The sequence below is a fragment of the Corallococcus sp. NCSPR001 genome (assembly GCF_017309135.1).
Taxonomy (GTDB): domain Bacteria; phylum Myxococcota; class Myxococcia; order Myxococcales; family Myxococcaceae; genus Corallococcus.
This window is the reverse complement of sequence record NZ_JAFIMS010000002.1, coordinates 3114586-3128371: the sequence shown is the minus strand read 5'-3', so window position 1 is coordinate 3128371 and position 13786 is coordinate 3114586. Positions and strand designations below refer to the sequence as shown.

16 protein-coding genes are annotated in these 13786 nt (G+C 71.4%); 7 read left to right on the top strand and 9 right to left on the bottom strand.

Features of this window, described 5'->3' with window-relative positions; translation table 11 throughout:
• Positions 1-6: 6 nt before the first annotated feature.
• The gene (locus tag JYJ93_RS14835) at positions 7-840 is read right to left on the bottom strand and encodes a hypothetical protein (protein ID WP_242543813.1); all 834 of its coding nucleotides are present in this window, start codon (positions 838-840) and stop codon (positions 7-9) included.
• Positions 841-960: 120 nt separating this feature from the next.
• Here JYJ93_RS14835 and JYJ93_RS14830 point away from each other — a divergent pair, with 120 nt between their 5' ends.
• Positions 961-1668 carry a hypothetical protein gene (locus JYJ93_RS14830; protein WP_206791536.1) on the top strand — a complete coding sequence of 236 codons (708 nt, stop codon included), beginning with the start codon at positions 961-963 and terminating at the stop codon, positions 1666-1668.
• A 78-nt stretch (positions 1669-1746) separates the two neighbouring features.
• Here the strand turns inward: JYJ93_RS14830 and JYJ93_RS14825 are convergent, their stop codons facing one another.
• Positions 1747-2682: an acyl-CoA dehydrogenase family protein gene (locus JYJ93_RS14825; RefSeq protein WP_206791534.1), complete on the bottom strand. Its 936-nt coding sequence runs from the start codon at positions 2680-2682 to the stop codon at positions 1747-1749.
• A gap of 53 nt (positions 2683-2735) precedes the next feature.
• Positions 2736-3398: an SET domain-containing protein-lysine N-methyltransferase gene (locus tag JYJ93_RS14820; protein WP_206800313.1), complete on the bottom strand. Its 663-nt coding sequence runs from the start codon at positions 3396-3398 to the stop codon at positions 2736-2738.
• A gap of 105 nt (positions 3399-3503) precedes the next feature.
• Here JYJ93_RS14820 and JYJ93_RS14815 point away from each other — a divergent pair, with 105 nt between their 5' ends.
• On the top strand, positions 3504-3878 hold the full coding sequence (locus JYJ93_RS14815; RefSeq protein ID WP_206791531.1) for a DUF423 domain-containing protein: 375 nt from the start codon (positions 3504-3506) through the stop codon (positions 3876-3878).
• An 18-nt stretch (positions 3879-3896) separates the two neighbouring features.
• Here JYJ93_RS14815 and JYJ93_RS14810 read toward each other — a convergent pair whose 3' ends face one another.
• On the bottom strand, positions 3897-4205 hold the full coding sequence (locus JYJ93_RS14810) for a hypothetical protein (RefSeq protein ID WP_206791529.1): 309 nt from the start codon (positions 4203-4205) through the stop codon (positions 3897-3899).
• Positions 4206-4276: 71 nt separating this feature from the next.
• Complete coding sequence (locus JYJ93_RS14805) at positions 4277-5536, bottom strand: glycosyltransferase 87 family protein (protein ID WP_206791527.1); 1260 nt, start codon at positions 5534-5536, stop codon at positions 4277-4279.
• 141 nt (positions 5537-5677) lie between these two features.
• Here JYJ93_RS14805 and mug point away from each other — a divergent pair, with 141 nt between their 5' ends.
• Entirely contained in the window at positions 5678-6232 is a 555-nt protein-coding gene (mug, locus tag JYJ93_RS14800) for a G/U mismatch-specific DNA glycosylase (RefSeq protein ID WP_277989467.1), read from the top strand.
• On the opposite strand, the gene JYJ93_RS14795 is transcribed toward mug, so the two are convergent.
• Positions 6233-7066, bottom strand: coding sequence for a 3'(2'),5'-bisphosphate nucleotidase CysQ (locus JYJ93_RS14795; protein ID WP_206791519.1), 834 nt, complete (start codon positions 7064-7066; stop codon positions 6233-6235).
• 168 nt (positions 7067-7234) lie between these two features.
• Between JYJ93_RS14795 and JYJ93_RS14790 the strand changes: the two genes are divergently transcribed.
• Positions 7235-7738, top strand: a complete 504-nt coding sequence (locus JYJ93_RS14790) for a DUF3592 domain-containing protein (RefSeq protein WP_206791517.1) — start codon at positions 7235-7237, stop codon at positions 7736-7738.
• A 113-nt stretch (positions 7739-7851) separates the two neighbouring features.
• Positions 7852-8340 carry a GNAT family N-acetyltransferase gene (locus JYJ93_RS14785; protein ID WP_206791515.1) on the top strand — a complete coding sequence of 163 codons (489 nt, stop codon included), beginning with the start codon at positions 7852-7854 and terminating at the stop codon, positions 8338-8340.
• Positions 8341-8356: 16 nt separating this feature from the next.
• On the opposite strand, the gene JYJ93_RS14780 is transcribed toward JYJ93_RS14785, so the two are convergent.
• Together JYJ93_RS14780 and JYJ93_RS14775 are read right to left on the bottom strand one after the other, a co-directional pair.
• Complete coding sequence (locus tag JYJ93_RS14780; RefSeq protein WP_206791513.1) at positions 8357-10039, bottom strand: glutamine--tRNA ligase/YqeY domain fusion protein; 1683 nt, start codon at positions 10037-10039, stop codon at positions 8357-8359.
• Between the two features lie 60 nt (positions 10040-10099).
• Positions 10100-11236, bottom strand: a complete 1137-nt coding sequence (locus JYJ93_RS14775; RefSeq protein WP_206791510.1) for a glycosyltransferase — start codon at positions 11234-11236, stop codon at positions 10100-10102.
• 419 nt (positions 11237-11655) lie between these two features.
• Here JYJ93_RS14775 and JYJ93_RS14770 point away from each other — a divergent pair, with 419 nt between their 5' ends.
• Positions 11656-12555 carry an alpha/beta fold hydrolase gene (locus JYJ93_RS14770; protein ID WP_206791508.1) on the top strand — a complete coding sequence of 300 codons (900 nt, stop codon included), beginning with the start codon at positions 11656-11658 and terminating at the stop codon, positions 12553-12555.
• Here JYJ93_RS14770 and JYJ93_RS14765 read toward each other — a convergent pair.
• Positions 12542-13354 carry an arginyltransferase gene (locus JYJ93_RS14765; RefSeq protein ID WP_206791506.1) on the bottom strand — a complete coding sequence of 271 codons (813 nt, stop codon included), beginning with the start codon at positions 13352-13354 and terminating at the stop codon, positions 12542-12544. The genes JYJ93_RS14770 and JYJ93_RS14765 overlap by 14 nt on opposite strands.
• A gap of 176 nt (positions 13355-13530) precedes the next feature.
• Here JYJ93_RS14765 and JYJ93_RS14760 point away from each other — a divergent pair, with 176 nt between their 5' ends.
• On the top strand, positions 13531-13701 hold the full coding sequence (locus JYJ93_RS14760) for a hypothetical protein (protein WP_206791504.1): 171 nt from the start codon (positions 13531-13533) through the stop codon (positions 13699-13701).
• The last annotated feature ends 85 nt before the right edge of the window (positions 13702-13786 follow it).

The following is a 13786-nucleotide window of genomic DNA, read 5'->3' as shown; positions in this document are numbered from 1 at the left end:
GGCACGCTAACGCCGTCCGGCCCCGGTGCCACGTCCGACTGTCACCGCCCGGACAGGCGGAGGGGCGCCCGCCGGCAGGACGGTGGAGGAGGGGCGCGTCCCGGGAGGGGCGTCCAGGAAGGTACCCAGGAGCACCCAGCGGCGCGCCGCGTCCTCCCTGCCCGGCTTCGCGGCGAGCGGCGTCGTGTAGTGCCAGAAGGGCAGCCGGTACACGGTGACGCCGCCCACGGTGCTGACCTTCGTCAGTTCGGAGAAGTGCCCGTCCTTCGCGTACACGAGGTACTGGTGGTCCACGGCGGGCTGGGTGAGGCTCACGTGCATGTCCACGTAGCCGTCGCGCGCGTCCGCCTCCTCCGGGTGGTGGTCGTTGTGCGGGCCCGTGTAGTCGCCCGGGCCGTAGCAGAGCACCTGGATGCCCCAGCCCCGCTTGAGCGGCCGGCCGCTCACCGCCGCCGCGAAGGCCGCGAACGTGTCCGAGCGCAGGAGCGCCTGAAGCCCCACGCCTTCCGCCGCGCGCCACGAGCGCGAGCGCCGGCTCTCCAGCAGCGCGGTGCGCACGCGGACCGTCTTGGGCAGCGCCTCCGTGTAGTTCTCCACCATGCCGGAGATGGAGTCCTCCGGGATGGGGTCCTCCATGGTGACGAGCGTGTCACGCAGCGCGGCGTCCAGGAGGTCGCGGGCCTCGGCCGCCTTCTTCACGTCGATGACGCCCTGCAGCGCGATGAAGGGCCGCGTGGGGTCCAGGAGCGCTCCGCGGGTCTCGGAGTCTCGGCCTTCGAGAATGCGGCGGCCCTTCGGGGTGAGGAGGTCGGCGAACTGGGTGGGCAGGCGCGGGGACATGGCGCGCACCATACCGGGACGGGGGCGGAACGCACGCGCTGGGGAGGGCGTGGCGAGGCAACTCCCCTGCTCTGCCGGCGATAATCCGTTACTCCGACATCCAGGGTAGAAGGTGCCTCCATGACGCAGATCCGCAACCGTCCCGCCGCCCCCTCCGTCGCTCCGGCCCGCACGCAGGCGCCGGCCGCGCAGCCCGCCCGGGCCAACCAGGTCACGGAGGCGTCACGCGCGGAGGTGCTCAACCGCGCGGAGCTGGCGCGCACCCGCGCGACGATGGCGCCGGTGCAGGCGACGCCGGGTTCGTGGCGCGGCGGCCCCAACACGGAGGTGGGGCGCGCCATCCAGACCATGCGTCAGCGCCTGTCCGACGTGAACATCACCATCAAGGGTGACACGCCGCAGAGCCTGTTCGACCGGGCCATCCTGGACAACAAGCACGTCACCAACGAGCAGATCCTGGAGATGTCCCGGGTGACGCTGCCCCAACTGGCCACGGACCCGGCGACGCGCGCGAAGGTGCTGGAGCGCGTGCCCAACGCGCGCGAGCTGCCGGTGCACCACTTCACCGTGGCGATGCTGTCCGCGGTGACGGGCATCGACCGGGCGGCGCTGTCGGAGGCCTGTCCGGACCTGGGCCTCACGGGCGCGCCGAACACGCCGCTGCTCTACGCCGCCAGCACCGAGCGCATGCAGCGCTCCACCGCCCTGCACGACTTCACGGACTACATGCGCGGCGCGGGCGTGAAGGGCATGAACAAGGCCGTCTGGGGCGTGGAGAACCGCGTCCTGTCCGCCATCGTCTCCGCGCTGGGTGGCGGGCGGTACTGACACACCCGTAGCACCCAGGAGCCCGCGCGGCGGAGGAGGCATGAAGCCCCTCCCCTCGCGGGCTTCTCTTTTCAGGCGTCAGTCGTCGCCCGCGCCGCCAGCCAGCCGCTGCCTCGCGACCTCCAGCCGCTTCGCGCGCACCTTGGAGGCCAGGTCGAGCAGGCGCCGGTCCCGCTGCCACCGCTCGCGCATCTCCACGTCCACGCCCTCCCAGGCCACCTCGCAGCGCTCCAGCGCGCGGTGCATCTGCGCGAGCGCTCCGCCCAGCGCCACGTGCACGGCCGGGTCGCTGGGGTCCTCCAGCGCGAGCGCGTGGATCATCACCGCGAGGGAGACCAGCTCCTCGCGCAGCGCCACCGGCCAGCCGCAGCGGCGGGCCACCTTCACCAGCCAGCCCAGCACCGCCAGGTTGACGTGGCAGTCCTCCACCGTGCGGAACGGCTTGAGGTAGCGGGTGTAGCCATCCCCGGGCAGCACGTCCTCCGGCGCCACCGCCACGCCGCCCAACCGCAGCGCCGCGTGCGGCACCTCCGGCACGAAGCCCAGCGGCGGCAGCGGCTCCACGGTCACCCCGGACGCATGCGCGTCCAGCCGCACCATGCGCAGGCGGTTGCGCTCCTGGGCGTCCCGGCCCTCGGAGGCGACCACCAGCAGCACCTCCGCGTGCGTGCCCAGCGTGACGTAGGTCTTCACGCCATCGAGCGTCCAGCCCGCGCCCTTCGGCGTGAGCTTCGTCTCGATGGCGCCCGGGTGCCCGCCGCCGGTCTCCGTGGCGCAGAGCGCGGCGCGCTTGTCCGCCGGGAGCTGCGGGAAGAGCGAACGCAGCGCGGCCTGATAACCGGAGGAGAACGCGAACCCCATCCGGTCCATCCGGAAACCGCTGGCGAGCGCCAGGTCCGCGGGCACCGGGAAGCGTGGCAGCACCGCGAGGTGCCGGCGCCACCAGGCCTCCACGGAGTCGAGCGCGGGGAAGTCAGGGGCCTCGGTGAGCAGGAAGCGCAGGACGTCTTTCACGCTTCCAGTCTAATGCCCGGCTCCGGAGCGTGCGCGCTTCCCGTCGCGGGCCCTCAGCTCGCGGCGCGGCGGCCCGGGGACTTCGAGCGCTGGGTGCCCCGCTTCTTCTTCGCGGCGGCCGGCGGCGCGGCCTTCGACTTCTTGGCGGACTTCGCCTTGGAGGTCGACTTGGCCTTCGACGCGGGCTTGGACTTGGAGGCCGACCTGGCCTTGGACGGGGCCTTCTTGCGGCGCGCGGGGGCCTTCTTCTCCGGGGCGAGGATGGTGCCTCGGCAGGAGGGGGTGCCACAGCGGCAGACGTAGAGCGACTCGGCCTCCGCGTCCATCTCCGGGCTGCGCTCGTACGCGTAGTCGTACGTCAGCTCCTCCCCCGGTTCGATGGCGCGCAGCGCGTAGATGTGGATGTGGCCCTTGTCGATGAGCGACTGGCAGTTGGGCTCGCACGAGTGGTTGATGTAGCGCGACTCGTTGTGGAGGGTCCCCGCGTCCAGCACCGTGTCGTCGTCCAGGTTGAAGAGGAACGTGTGGTGGCGCTCCATGGACTCGTCGTCGTAGCGGACGTCCGCCTCGGCCTGGGTGATGCGCTCACCGATGTACTCGATGATGCGCGCTCCCTTGCGGATGCGGCGGGTGGCGAAGGCGCCCGTGCCCTGGATGGGGGACTGGCGCAGCTCGAAGGGAATCGACGGGGTCGGCTGGAAGGATGAAGAAGTCATCATCGCGAGTAGGGGCGCGGCTGGGGCGGGTGCGTGTTCAACCAGGACGCTGCCGTGAAGCGCGGTGTAGCGTGCCGCAGTCAAGCGCGCGAAGAAAGGCACTCGATGATGCGGTGGTGGATCGTGGTGGGCGCGGTGAACGCTTTCCTGGCCGTGGCGGCGGGCGCCTTCGGGGCGCATGCGCTGAAGGCCCGGCTCGCCCAGGACCTGCAGGTCATCTTCGAAACCGGGGCGCGCTACCACATGTACCACGCGCTCGCGCTGGTGGCCGTGGGCCTGCTGGGCACGGTGCGCCCCTCCGCGCTCCTGGAGTCCGCGGGCTGGGCGATGCTCGCGGGCATCGTCCTGTTCTCCGGCAGCCTGTACGCGCTGGCCCTGTCCGGCGTGCGGGTGCTGGGCGCCATCACGCCGCTGGGCGGCCTGGGCTTCCTCGCGGGCTGGGCGCTCTTCGCCGTGGCCGCGTGGCGCACCTCACCGTGAAGCAGGGGACAGCCCGCCTCACTCCCGCAGCAGGGGCGGCAGCGGATAGATGACGTCCAGGTCGCGGTGGTTGCGCAGGCCGCAGGCCTCTCGCTGCACGGTGAGGTTCCAGCGCAGCCGCTCCGCTTCCTTCCAGAGCGCGCGGTACGCCGCGTAGCGCTCCACCCGCGCCACGCCATGCAGGGCACGCAGCTCCTTCTCCGCCTGGGTCACCTGCGCGAGGGCGTCCTCCAGCTTGTCGCCGGAGCGGCGCAGCCCGGAGGCGCGCTCGCGCTGGAAGTCCACCTCCACGGGCAACAGGGCGTTGATGTTCACCGGACGGGCCATGCCTTCCCAATAACCACGAGCCCCCGCCCTCGCATTGGCGCTCCGGTCCATGCCCGGCAGGCAACCGGGCTTCAGGAAGGCGGTGTCGGAGCGGGTGCGTCCTTCGCCTCCGAAGGCGCCGTGGCGCCAGGGCGTCCCCACCGCCACGCCTCGCGGGCCCAGGCGAGCCCCGCGAGGAGCACCATCGCATTGCGTGCGAGCAGCAGCAGCGTGAATGAGGGCTGCCAGCCCGTGTTGTAGGTGCTGCCAGCGAAGAGCCCGCGCGTGATGGCGGCGGCCACCAGCAGCACGGCGGACGGCCACACCGTTCCGGAGAGCAGCGCGAGCGCGGCGGCCCCGGTGAGCCAGATGAGGTACTGCGGGCTCAGCACCGGGTTGAGGATGACGAAGGCCACGAGCGGCACCAGCGACAGCCGGGCCAGGTCCTCGATGTGCACCAGGGGCCTGCGCCAGGCGGCGCGCACGGACACCGCCACGGCCAGCAGCAGGCCCGCGACCCACACCTGGCGGGTGACCGCGCGGACCATTTCGGCGTCCGCGCCGTGCAGCTCATAGGCGGCGGGGGCGTGGACCCACTGGACGTGGGCGAAGCCCAGGAGGTGCGCGGCCCAGAGCAGGCCCGCGCTGAAGGCCTCCACCTGGAGGCCCCGCTCGACGTGGAAGGCCGCGAACCGCCACCACGGCCACACGAAGCTCAGGGGCAAGAGCGGCAGCACGCCCGCGATGAGTCCGGTGAGCAGGGCCCGCGCCGGCTTCGCGCCCCGCCGCCAGCACATGGCCAGGGCCAGCGGCACGAGCACGGCCGGGTACAGCTTGGTGACGGTGCCCACCGCGAGCGCCGCGCCCGCCCAGCCTTCGCGCCGGCGCATCAGGGCCACCCACGCGGCCAGCGCGAGCGCGGCGGGGATGAGGTCGTAGCGCTTGAGGTAGTGCACGCTCTGGAGCCAGCTGACGACGGAGTACGCCGCGAACGGCACCCACGCGCGCCACGCCGTCCCCCACCGGCGCACGCCTTCGGACAGCAGCAGCCATTTGACGAACGCGTCGATGAGCGTGAGCTGGAGTCCGAACGCGAGGATGAAGCCGCGCAGGTCGCCGCCCGCCCACGTCGCGGGCACGAACCACAGGAGCGCGTAGGGCGGGTATTCGAAGCGGAAGTCGCGGTTGGGGACCGCGCCGTCCAGGAACGCGCGGGCCGTCCGGAAGTACAGCGGCAGGTCGCCCTCGCGTGGGGAGAACGCGTAGAACGCCAGCGGCGACACGGCCACCGCGAGCGCGAGCCAGTGCCTGGGCGTCAGCCGCGAGGGCTCGGACGATGTCGGTGCGGACACGAAGCGTGACTCTGCCCGCGAGGACCGGGCGCTGTCGCTGGGAAAGGCATTCGTCCCCTTCCCTGCCCTGCGCGCGTCCAGGCGCATGGGCGTGCGAGGCGGCACCCGACCCGCTAGGTTCCGGCCTGGACTGCCCACTCCATGAAGCTCCACCGCCCCACGAAGGACGAGCTGTTCGCCGCCACCGGCCGCACCATGCCGGACCTGCTGGCCCCGGACCTGCGGGTGCTCTTCTGCGGCATCAACCCCAGCCTCTACTCCGCGGTGGTGGGCGTGCACTTCGCGCGGCCGGGCAACCGCTTCTGGCCGTCGCTGCACGGGGCGGGCTTCACCCCGCGCGTCCTCAAGCCCGCGGAACAGGAGGAGCTGCTGGTCTTGGGCCTGGGCATCACCAACGTGGTGGACCGGGCCACGGCGAGCGCGGACCAGCTGGGCGCGGAGGAGTACGCGGAAGGCGCGAAGTCGCTGGCGCGCAAGGTGAAGCGCTACCGGCCGAAGTACCTCGCGGTGCTGGGGCTGGGCGCGTACCGCACCGCCTTCTCGCGGCCGAAGGCGAGGTTCGGTCCGCAGGAGGAGACGCTGGGCGACACGCGGCTGTGGGTGCTGCCCAATCCCAGCGGGCTAAACGCCAGCTACCAGCTCCCGGACCTCGCGCGGCTGTACGGCGAGCTGCGCCGCGCGGCCGGGACGCGCTGACTACTTCAGCAGGCCGGCCTCGCGGGCCACCTGCGAGGCCACGGGCAGCACCTTGTCGAAGGCGGCGGCGTTGCACGCGAGCAGGCCCCGGCGGTTCTGGAGCTCGGAGCCGTCGTACAGGTACACGTCGCCCGCCAGGTCCGTGAGCACGCCGCCCGCGGAGCGGATGACGGCCTCCGGCGCGCAGTTGTCCCAGCGGTAGCTCTTGTCGCTCACGTGCACGTAGAGGTCGCAGTGGGCCTCCGCCAGCAGGCCGCACTTGAGCCCCACCGAACCGGACTCCCGCTCCTTCGTGATGCCCAGCCGCTGCACCACCGCGTCCGTCGTCTTCGAGCGGTGCGAGCGCGACACGACGAGCCGCAGCTGCGCCGGGTCCGCCACGTCCGACACGCGCAGCGCGCGGCGGCCCTGGGGGTCCTCGACATATCCCTGCTCGCCGACAATGCCGGAGTACAGGACGTCCCCCACCGCCCGGTAGACGACGCCCAGCGCCGCCCGGCCCTCCACCGCGAGCCCGATGTGGATGGCGAACTCGCCGTTGCGGTTCACGAACTCCTGCGTGCCGTCGAGCGGATCCACGAACCAGCAGCGGCTGAAGCGCTTCGCGTCGGAGACATCCTCCTTCTCCTCCGCCACCACGCCGTCCGCCGGGAAGGCCTTGCGCAGCTCGCCCACGATGAAGGCGTTGGCGCGCTCGTCCGCCACCGTGACGGGCCCGGCGCCTCCGGCCTTGTCCGTGACCGAGAAGTCCGTGGCGTAGACCTGCAGGAGGATGTCACCGGCCTGGCGGGCGATGCGCCGGGCGACTTCGAGCTCGTGGGCGAGTGCGGACATGGAGGCCGGTGAGTCTACCGGGGCAGATTGCCCCCGTGGGGAAATCTGCCCCGCCTCGCGGCCCCCTCGCTCCGGGGTGGAGGCCCTGGCCCGGGGGCTGCACTTCCCAGGCGGATTCGCCTTCCCTGCCCCGGGCAGCGCGGCGGGAGACAAGCAAGGACTCGAACGATGATGAAGTGGCTGATGGGGCTGGCCCTGCTGGGCATCGGCGTGGCGCTGGCGTTCGCGGGCGGCCGGATGGTGTACCGCTCGAAGGTGAGCAAGGACTGGCCCACCGTGCAGGGCACCGTGGTGAGCTCCCGCGTGGAGACGCTGCGCAGCAAGCGCGCGGTGAGCTTCCGCCCGGAGGTGAGCTACCGCTACGAGGTGAACGGCGTCCCGTACACCTCCGACACGGTGGCCTTCGACGGCCACGGCGCGGGCGGGCTCGCGGACGCGCAGGCCGTGTCGCGTCACTACACGGCGGGCGCCCCGGTGACGCTGCACTACGAGCCGGAGGACCCGTCCGTGGCGTGCCTCCAGTGCGGCGACACGGGCTTCGTGAACTACATGTTGACGCTGGGAGGCGCGGCGTTCGCGCTCGTGGCGGGCTGGGGCCTGGTGGAGATGGCCCGCTCCACCCTGCGCGACGGCAAGCGCGCCGTCCCCCAGATGCGCGCGAAGGCCCGCTAGACGACGCCGGGCCGCCGTTCGCGTGGCCCGCTGAGCACTTTTCTCCGGAAGGCTTCGACAGACGCGGCCCACGATGCGCAACCTGGAGCGGACACCCGCTTCCTGGAGAACGCATGCCCGTCACCATCCGCCCCGCGAAGGATTCGGACGCGCCCGCGCTGGGCCGCATGGGCGCGGCGCTCGCGCGCCAGCACCACGGGTTCGACCCACAGCGCTTCATGGTCCCGGACGACGTGGAGTCCGGCTACCGGTGGTGGCTGGGCAAGGAGGCCCGCCGTCCGCAGGAGGCCGTGGTGCTCGTGGCTGAATTGGACGGCGAAGTGGTGGGCTACTGCTACGGCCGGATGGAGGGCGTGGACTGGAACATGCTCCTCGACCGGTGCGGCGCCCTGCACGACATCTGGGTGGAGGCGAAGGCGCGCGGCACCGGCACCGGCCGGCTGCTCGCGGAGGCCATGGTCCAGCGGCTCACGGAGATGGGCGCGCCGCGCGTGGTGCTCCACACCGCCGCGAAGAACGAAGCCGCGCAACGCCTGTTCGCGCGGCTGGGCTGGCGCCCCACCATGGTGGAGATGACCCGGGAGACGCCGCCCAGCGCCTGAGCGCGAAGCGCGCGCCCTACTTCTTCTGCTCCTTCACCCACGAGTCCTTCAGCGTCACCGTGCGGTTGAACACGGGCGCGCCCGGCTTGGAGTCCACCGCGTCCGCGCAGAAGTAGCCCAGGCGCTCGAACTGGAAACGGTCGCCCGGCTTCGCGTCCGCGAGCATCGGCTCCACGCGCGCGCCCGTGAGGGTCTCCAGGCTGTTCGGGTTGAGGAACTCCTTGAAGTCCTTCGTCTCGTCCCGGTCCGGCTGCTCCACGGAGAAGAGCCGGTCGAACAGCCGCACCTCCGCCACCGGCGCGTTGCCCGGCACCCAGTGCAGCGTGCCCTTCACCTTGCGGCCATCCGGCGAGTCCCCCCCGCGCGTGGCCGGGTCGTAGGTGCAGCGCAGCTCCGTGATGTTGCCCGCCGCGTCCTTGATGACCTTCTCGCACTTGATGAAGTACGCGGAGCGCAGGCGCACCTCCTTGCCCGGCGCCAGGCGGAAGAAGCCCTTCTCCGGCACCTCCTGGAAGTCGTCCGCCTCGATGTAGAGCTCGCGCATGAACGGCACCTTGCGCGTGCCCATGTCCTCGCGCTTCGGGTGGTTCGCCGTCTCCAGCTCCTCCGTCTGGCCCTCCGGGTAGTTCTCCAGCACCACCTTGAGCGGACGCAGGACGGCCATGGCGCGCGGCGCCGTCTCGTTGAGGTCGTCCCGGATGGACAGCTCCAGCACACCCATGTCGATGAGGCTGTCGGACTTGCTCACGCCGATGCGCTTCGCGAAGTCGCGCAGCGCCGCGGGCGTGTAGCCCCGGCGGCGCAGGCCGCTGATGGTCAGCATGCGCGGATCATCCCAGCCGGAGACGCGCTTTTCCTGCACCAGTTGGAGCAGCTTGCGCTTGCTCATCACCGCGTAGGTGAGGTTCAGCCGCGCGAACTCGTACTGGTAGGGCCGGTCGCCCTTGATCAGCGCGTCGACGATCCAGTCGTACAGCACGCGCCGGTTCTCGAACTCCAGCGTACAGACGGAGTGCGTGATGCCTTCAATCGCGTCCGACAGACAGTGCGCGAAGTCGTAGAGCGGGTAGATGCACCACGTGTCGCCCGTGCGGTGGTGGTGCGCGTGCCGGATGCGGTAGATGGGCGGGTCGCGCAGCACGGGGTTCGACGACGTCATGTCGATCTTCGCGCGCAGCGTGTGCTTGCCGTCCGGGAACTCGCCCGCCTTCATCCGGCGGAACAGGTCCAGGTTCTCCTCCACCGTGCGCGTGCGGTACGGGCTGTCCTTGCCCGGCGTGGTGAAGTTGCCGCGGTACTGGCTGATTTCCTCCGGCGACAGGCTGCACACGTAGGCCTGGCCCTGCGAAATCAGCTGCTCCGCGAAGGCGTAGAGCCGGTCGAAGTAGTCGGAGGCGAAGAAGCGCCGGTCGTCCCAGTCGAACCCGAGCCAGCGCACGTCGCGCTGGATGGACTCCACATAGTCGGTGTCCTCGGTGAGCGGGTTGGTGTCGTCGAGCCGCAGGTTGCACTTGCCGCCATACTGCTGCGCCAGCCCGAAGTTCAGCACGATGGACTTGGCGTGGCCGATGTGGAGGTAGCCGTTGGGCTCGGGCGGGAAGCGGGTGTGCACGCGTCCGCCGTGCTTTCCCGTCCGCCGGTCTTCCTCAACGACTTCCTGGAGGAAGTTGAGGCCCTGCGTCTCGTTCGTCGTCGTCATGATGGTGCGAATCCTCTGGGAAGCTGAACCAGGGGAGCAAGGTTTTCCTGCCCCCTCGCATCAGACCTCCGCCAGCAGGGACTCCCAGGCCTTCAGGGCCCGTTCAGCGGACAACTCGTCCGCCCGGTCCAGGGCCCGCTGGCGCAGCCCTTCGCGCCACCGGGCATCCGTCACCACCCGGCCCAGGGCCTGGGCCATGGCGGCGTCGTCCCCCATGGGCACCAGCACCCCTGCCCGCCCCCCGGCCAGGGCCTCCGCGGGGCCCGAGGGGCAGTCCGTGCTGACGATGGGGCAGCCGAGCGCGAGCGCCTCCAGGAGCACCATGGGCAGCCCCTCGAAGCGCGAGGACAGGGCGAACGCAGTGGCCCGCCGCATCAGCGCGTGCGGGTTGTCCGCGTAGCCCGGCATGAACACGGAGGACTCCACGCCCAGCTGCGCGACCAGCGCCTTGAGCGCCGCCTCCTGCGAGCCCACCCCCAGGATGAGCAGGTGCGTGTCCGTCCCGGCCGCCCGCATCCGGGCGTGCGCGCGAAGGAGCATGTCGAAGGACTTCTGCGGCTCCAGCCGCCCCACCGCGATGATCACCGGCTTCTTGAACACCGGCACCGCCCACGCGGGCAGGGGCGCGTCCGCCGCGGCGCGGATGCGGTCCGCGTCGACGAAGTTGGGGATGACCTCCAGCCGCTCGCGGTCCACGTTCACCAGCTCCGCGAACGCCTTCGCGGAGTCGTAGCCGCACGCCACGATGCGGTCCATGCCCGGGTAGAGCACCTTCAGGCCCCAGAGCTGGCGCTTCGGCTGCTCGCGGTGGAAGGCGCCCCAGTCGAAGTGCACCATCCCCAACACGGGCTTGCCCAACAGCGCCCCCGCCATCCGCGCCAGCAGGGCCGCCCGGCCCTCCTGCCCGGAGACGATGATGTCCGCCTTGCGCGCCTCATGGAAAAGCCGCCAGAACATCCGAGGCAGCTCCCAGCGCCGGTAGGCCTCCACGCCCACACCCCAGGAAATGGGCACGTCCGCGGGGATGCGCCCGCGCGTGTCCGGCGGCGGCGGCCCGTGGTGGAAGAACAGCGAGGGTTCGAACCGCTCCCGGTCCAGGCCCGCCAACACGTTGCACACGGAGCGCTCGATGCCCCCCGTCCCCATGAAGACGAGCGTGAACAACACGCGCCGCCGCCCGGGAGCCGGGACCGCCATCTCTTGCCGCGCCTGCGGTTCCAATGTCTGGGATTCCCGGTAAGAAACGATTTTCTGACCTCCCGCACGGGGTTCGGATGTGCGCCGAGCCCACCTCGGGAGTGGGGCGTTGATCATTAGCCCACGCACCTTGCGATAGGTAGCGAAGGTCACCTGTCGCCGCCACCCAGCAGACAGTTGCACGGCGCCCTTCCGGTGGATCTCCCGGGGGCGCACACGCCATGCCGGAACAGCGGCTGCCAGCAGCCCCCTGATACACCGTTGAAACACCCGGGTGGCGGCCCGCCGGGCGAGCCCCAGCGTTGACGTGTCAGGGGGCGCTGGACGTGTCAAAGGGCGAGGCTCGTTGCCTGGGGACGCAACGAGCCCGGGGACCTGCCAGGAACGGGATTCCGGGTATAGGCTCACAGTCCATCCTCGTGAAGAACCCCATCCGCCTCCGTCCCGCCCGTTTCATCGCGCTCGCCCTGCTGGGCGTGCTCGCGGTGGCGGCCGTCATCGCGTATCGCAACGTCCGGACCGCGCGCGCGGTATTGCACCCCGCGCGCCAACCGTTGAAGCCGGTGGCGGAGGGCGTGCTCGCGGAGCGCACGGACGTGGTGCTGCGCACGCGGGACGGCCTGTCGCTGCGCGGCTGGTACCTGCCTTCGCGCAACCGCGCGGCGGTGGTGGTGATGCACGGCTTCGCGGAGAACCGCACGCAGATGCTCTTCGAGGCGGAGGTGCTCTCACGCGCGGGCTACGGCGTGCTGCTCTTCGACTCGCGCGGCCACGGTGAGAGCGAGGGCGACCTGGTGACCTGGGGCGACCGCGAGCGCGAGGACCTGCGCGCGGCGGTGGACTTCGTCTCTCGGCGCGACGACGTGGATCCCTCCCGCCTGGGCGTGCTGGGCTTCTCCATGGGCGGCACCACCGCGATGCTGGGCGCCCTCGATGACGGACGCCTCAAGGCGGTGGCCGCCGCGGGCGCCTACCCGTCGCTGGAGGCGGACACGCGGTACAGCTACGGCAAGTGGGGGCCGCTGAGCGTCCAGCCGGTGCTCTGGACCCTGCGCCTGTCCGGCGTGGACGTGGACGCGGTGGACCCCATGAAGCGCCTGTGCGACTTGAAGGGCCGGCCGCTCCTGCTGATCAACGGCGACGTCGACGAGTACGCGCCTGCGTTCCTCCAGGACGCGCTCTTCCAGGCCGCGTGCGAGCCCAAGGCCTACTGGGTGGTGCCCGGCGCGCACCACGGCGAGTACGCGAAGAAGGCCCCGGAGGAGTACGCGCGCCACCTGCGCGACTTCTTCGGCGCGGCGCTGCTCAGCGGCTCCTGACCCCCGCGTCCGGCCCCACCCACTCCGGCGCTTGCGCGTCAGCCGCGGCTTCTGGCGCGTCAACCGCGGCACGCCACTCCGGGGGCGCGTCCAGCGCGGGCCGGCCCTCCAGCAGCTCATGCGGGCGGAAGCCGGCCTTGTAGCGAAGCGAGTCGCACGCCAGCACGCGGTAGCCCAGGTACACGTGGGGGATGCCCCGCTCTCGCGCCAGCTCCACCTGGAACAGCACGCTCGCCTTGCCCAGGGACAGCCGCGCGTAGGCCGGGTCGTAGAAGAAGTACACCGCGCTCCACACGCGCGGCGTCTCGTCGCACAGGCCCAGCCCCACCAGCTTCGGGCCCGTGGGGTCGCTGTCGTCGTACCAGGCCACCTCGCGCGCGGACGGGTGCGGGAAGGCGAACTGGAGCGAATACTCGCGCGCCCCCAGTTCGGACGCCTCCCAGTCGCGGGAGGCTTCGCGATCCGCGTGCCACGCCCGGTACAGCGCCAGGCGCTCCTCGTCCACGCGCGGCGGGCCTACCTCCACGCGCAGGTGCGCGCACGCGGCGCGGGCCCGGCGCTGGCTGCGGTTGGGCGTGAAGCCCTCCACCGGCACGCGCAGGGACACGCACTCATGACACGACGCGCAGGCGGGCCGGAAGTACTGCGGGCCGAAGCGGCGCCACCCGCGCACGAGCAGGTGCTCGTACTCCTGCGCCGTGACGTTGCGCATCAGCAGCGTCTCCAGCGACGCCTCCCGCCCCGGCAGGTAGCTGCACGGGCGCGGTTCTTCAATTTCGTGTGCCAGCAGGACGGCCATCGGTGTTCCCTTCCTGTCGGCCCCAGGCTCCGGCGTCAAGCCATGCCTGCCCGTCCGGCGACCCACCTTCCGTCGGAAACGACCCGTTCAGGTGGGCCGTTCCGTATCCAGAAGTGGCACACCGACTGCAAGTCACCGGCTGGAGCCGAACCGCTTGCGGAAGAGGACGAACGCACATGGCCCGCGAGGAACTGCATCCCGGATGGCTGCCGCTGGACCCCGAGGAGGCCGAGGGCCCCCTCTTGGATGACGCCTTCCACGAGGAGGACGAGGCCTTCCACCACGCCGCCGGAGCCGACGCCGTGGACGACCTGGACGCGTTCGATTTCGCCGTCGCCAGCTACTGAGAAACCCGTGGCCGGGCAGCCACGGTGTGGCAGCCCTGTCGCGATCCGACCGTGATTTTTTCCGGTCCGCCCCCGGCTGAGGCCG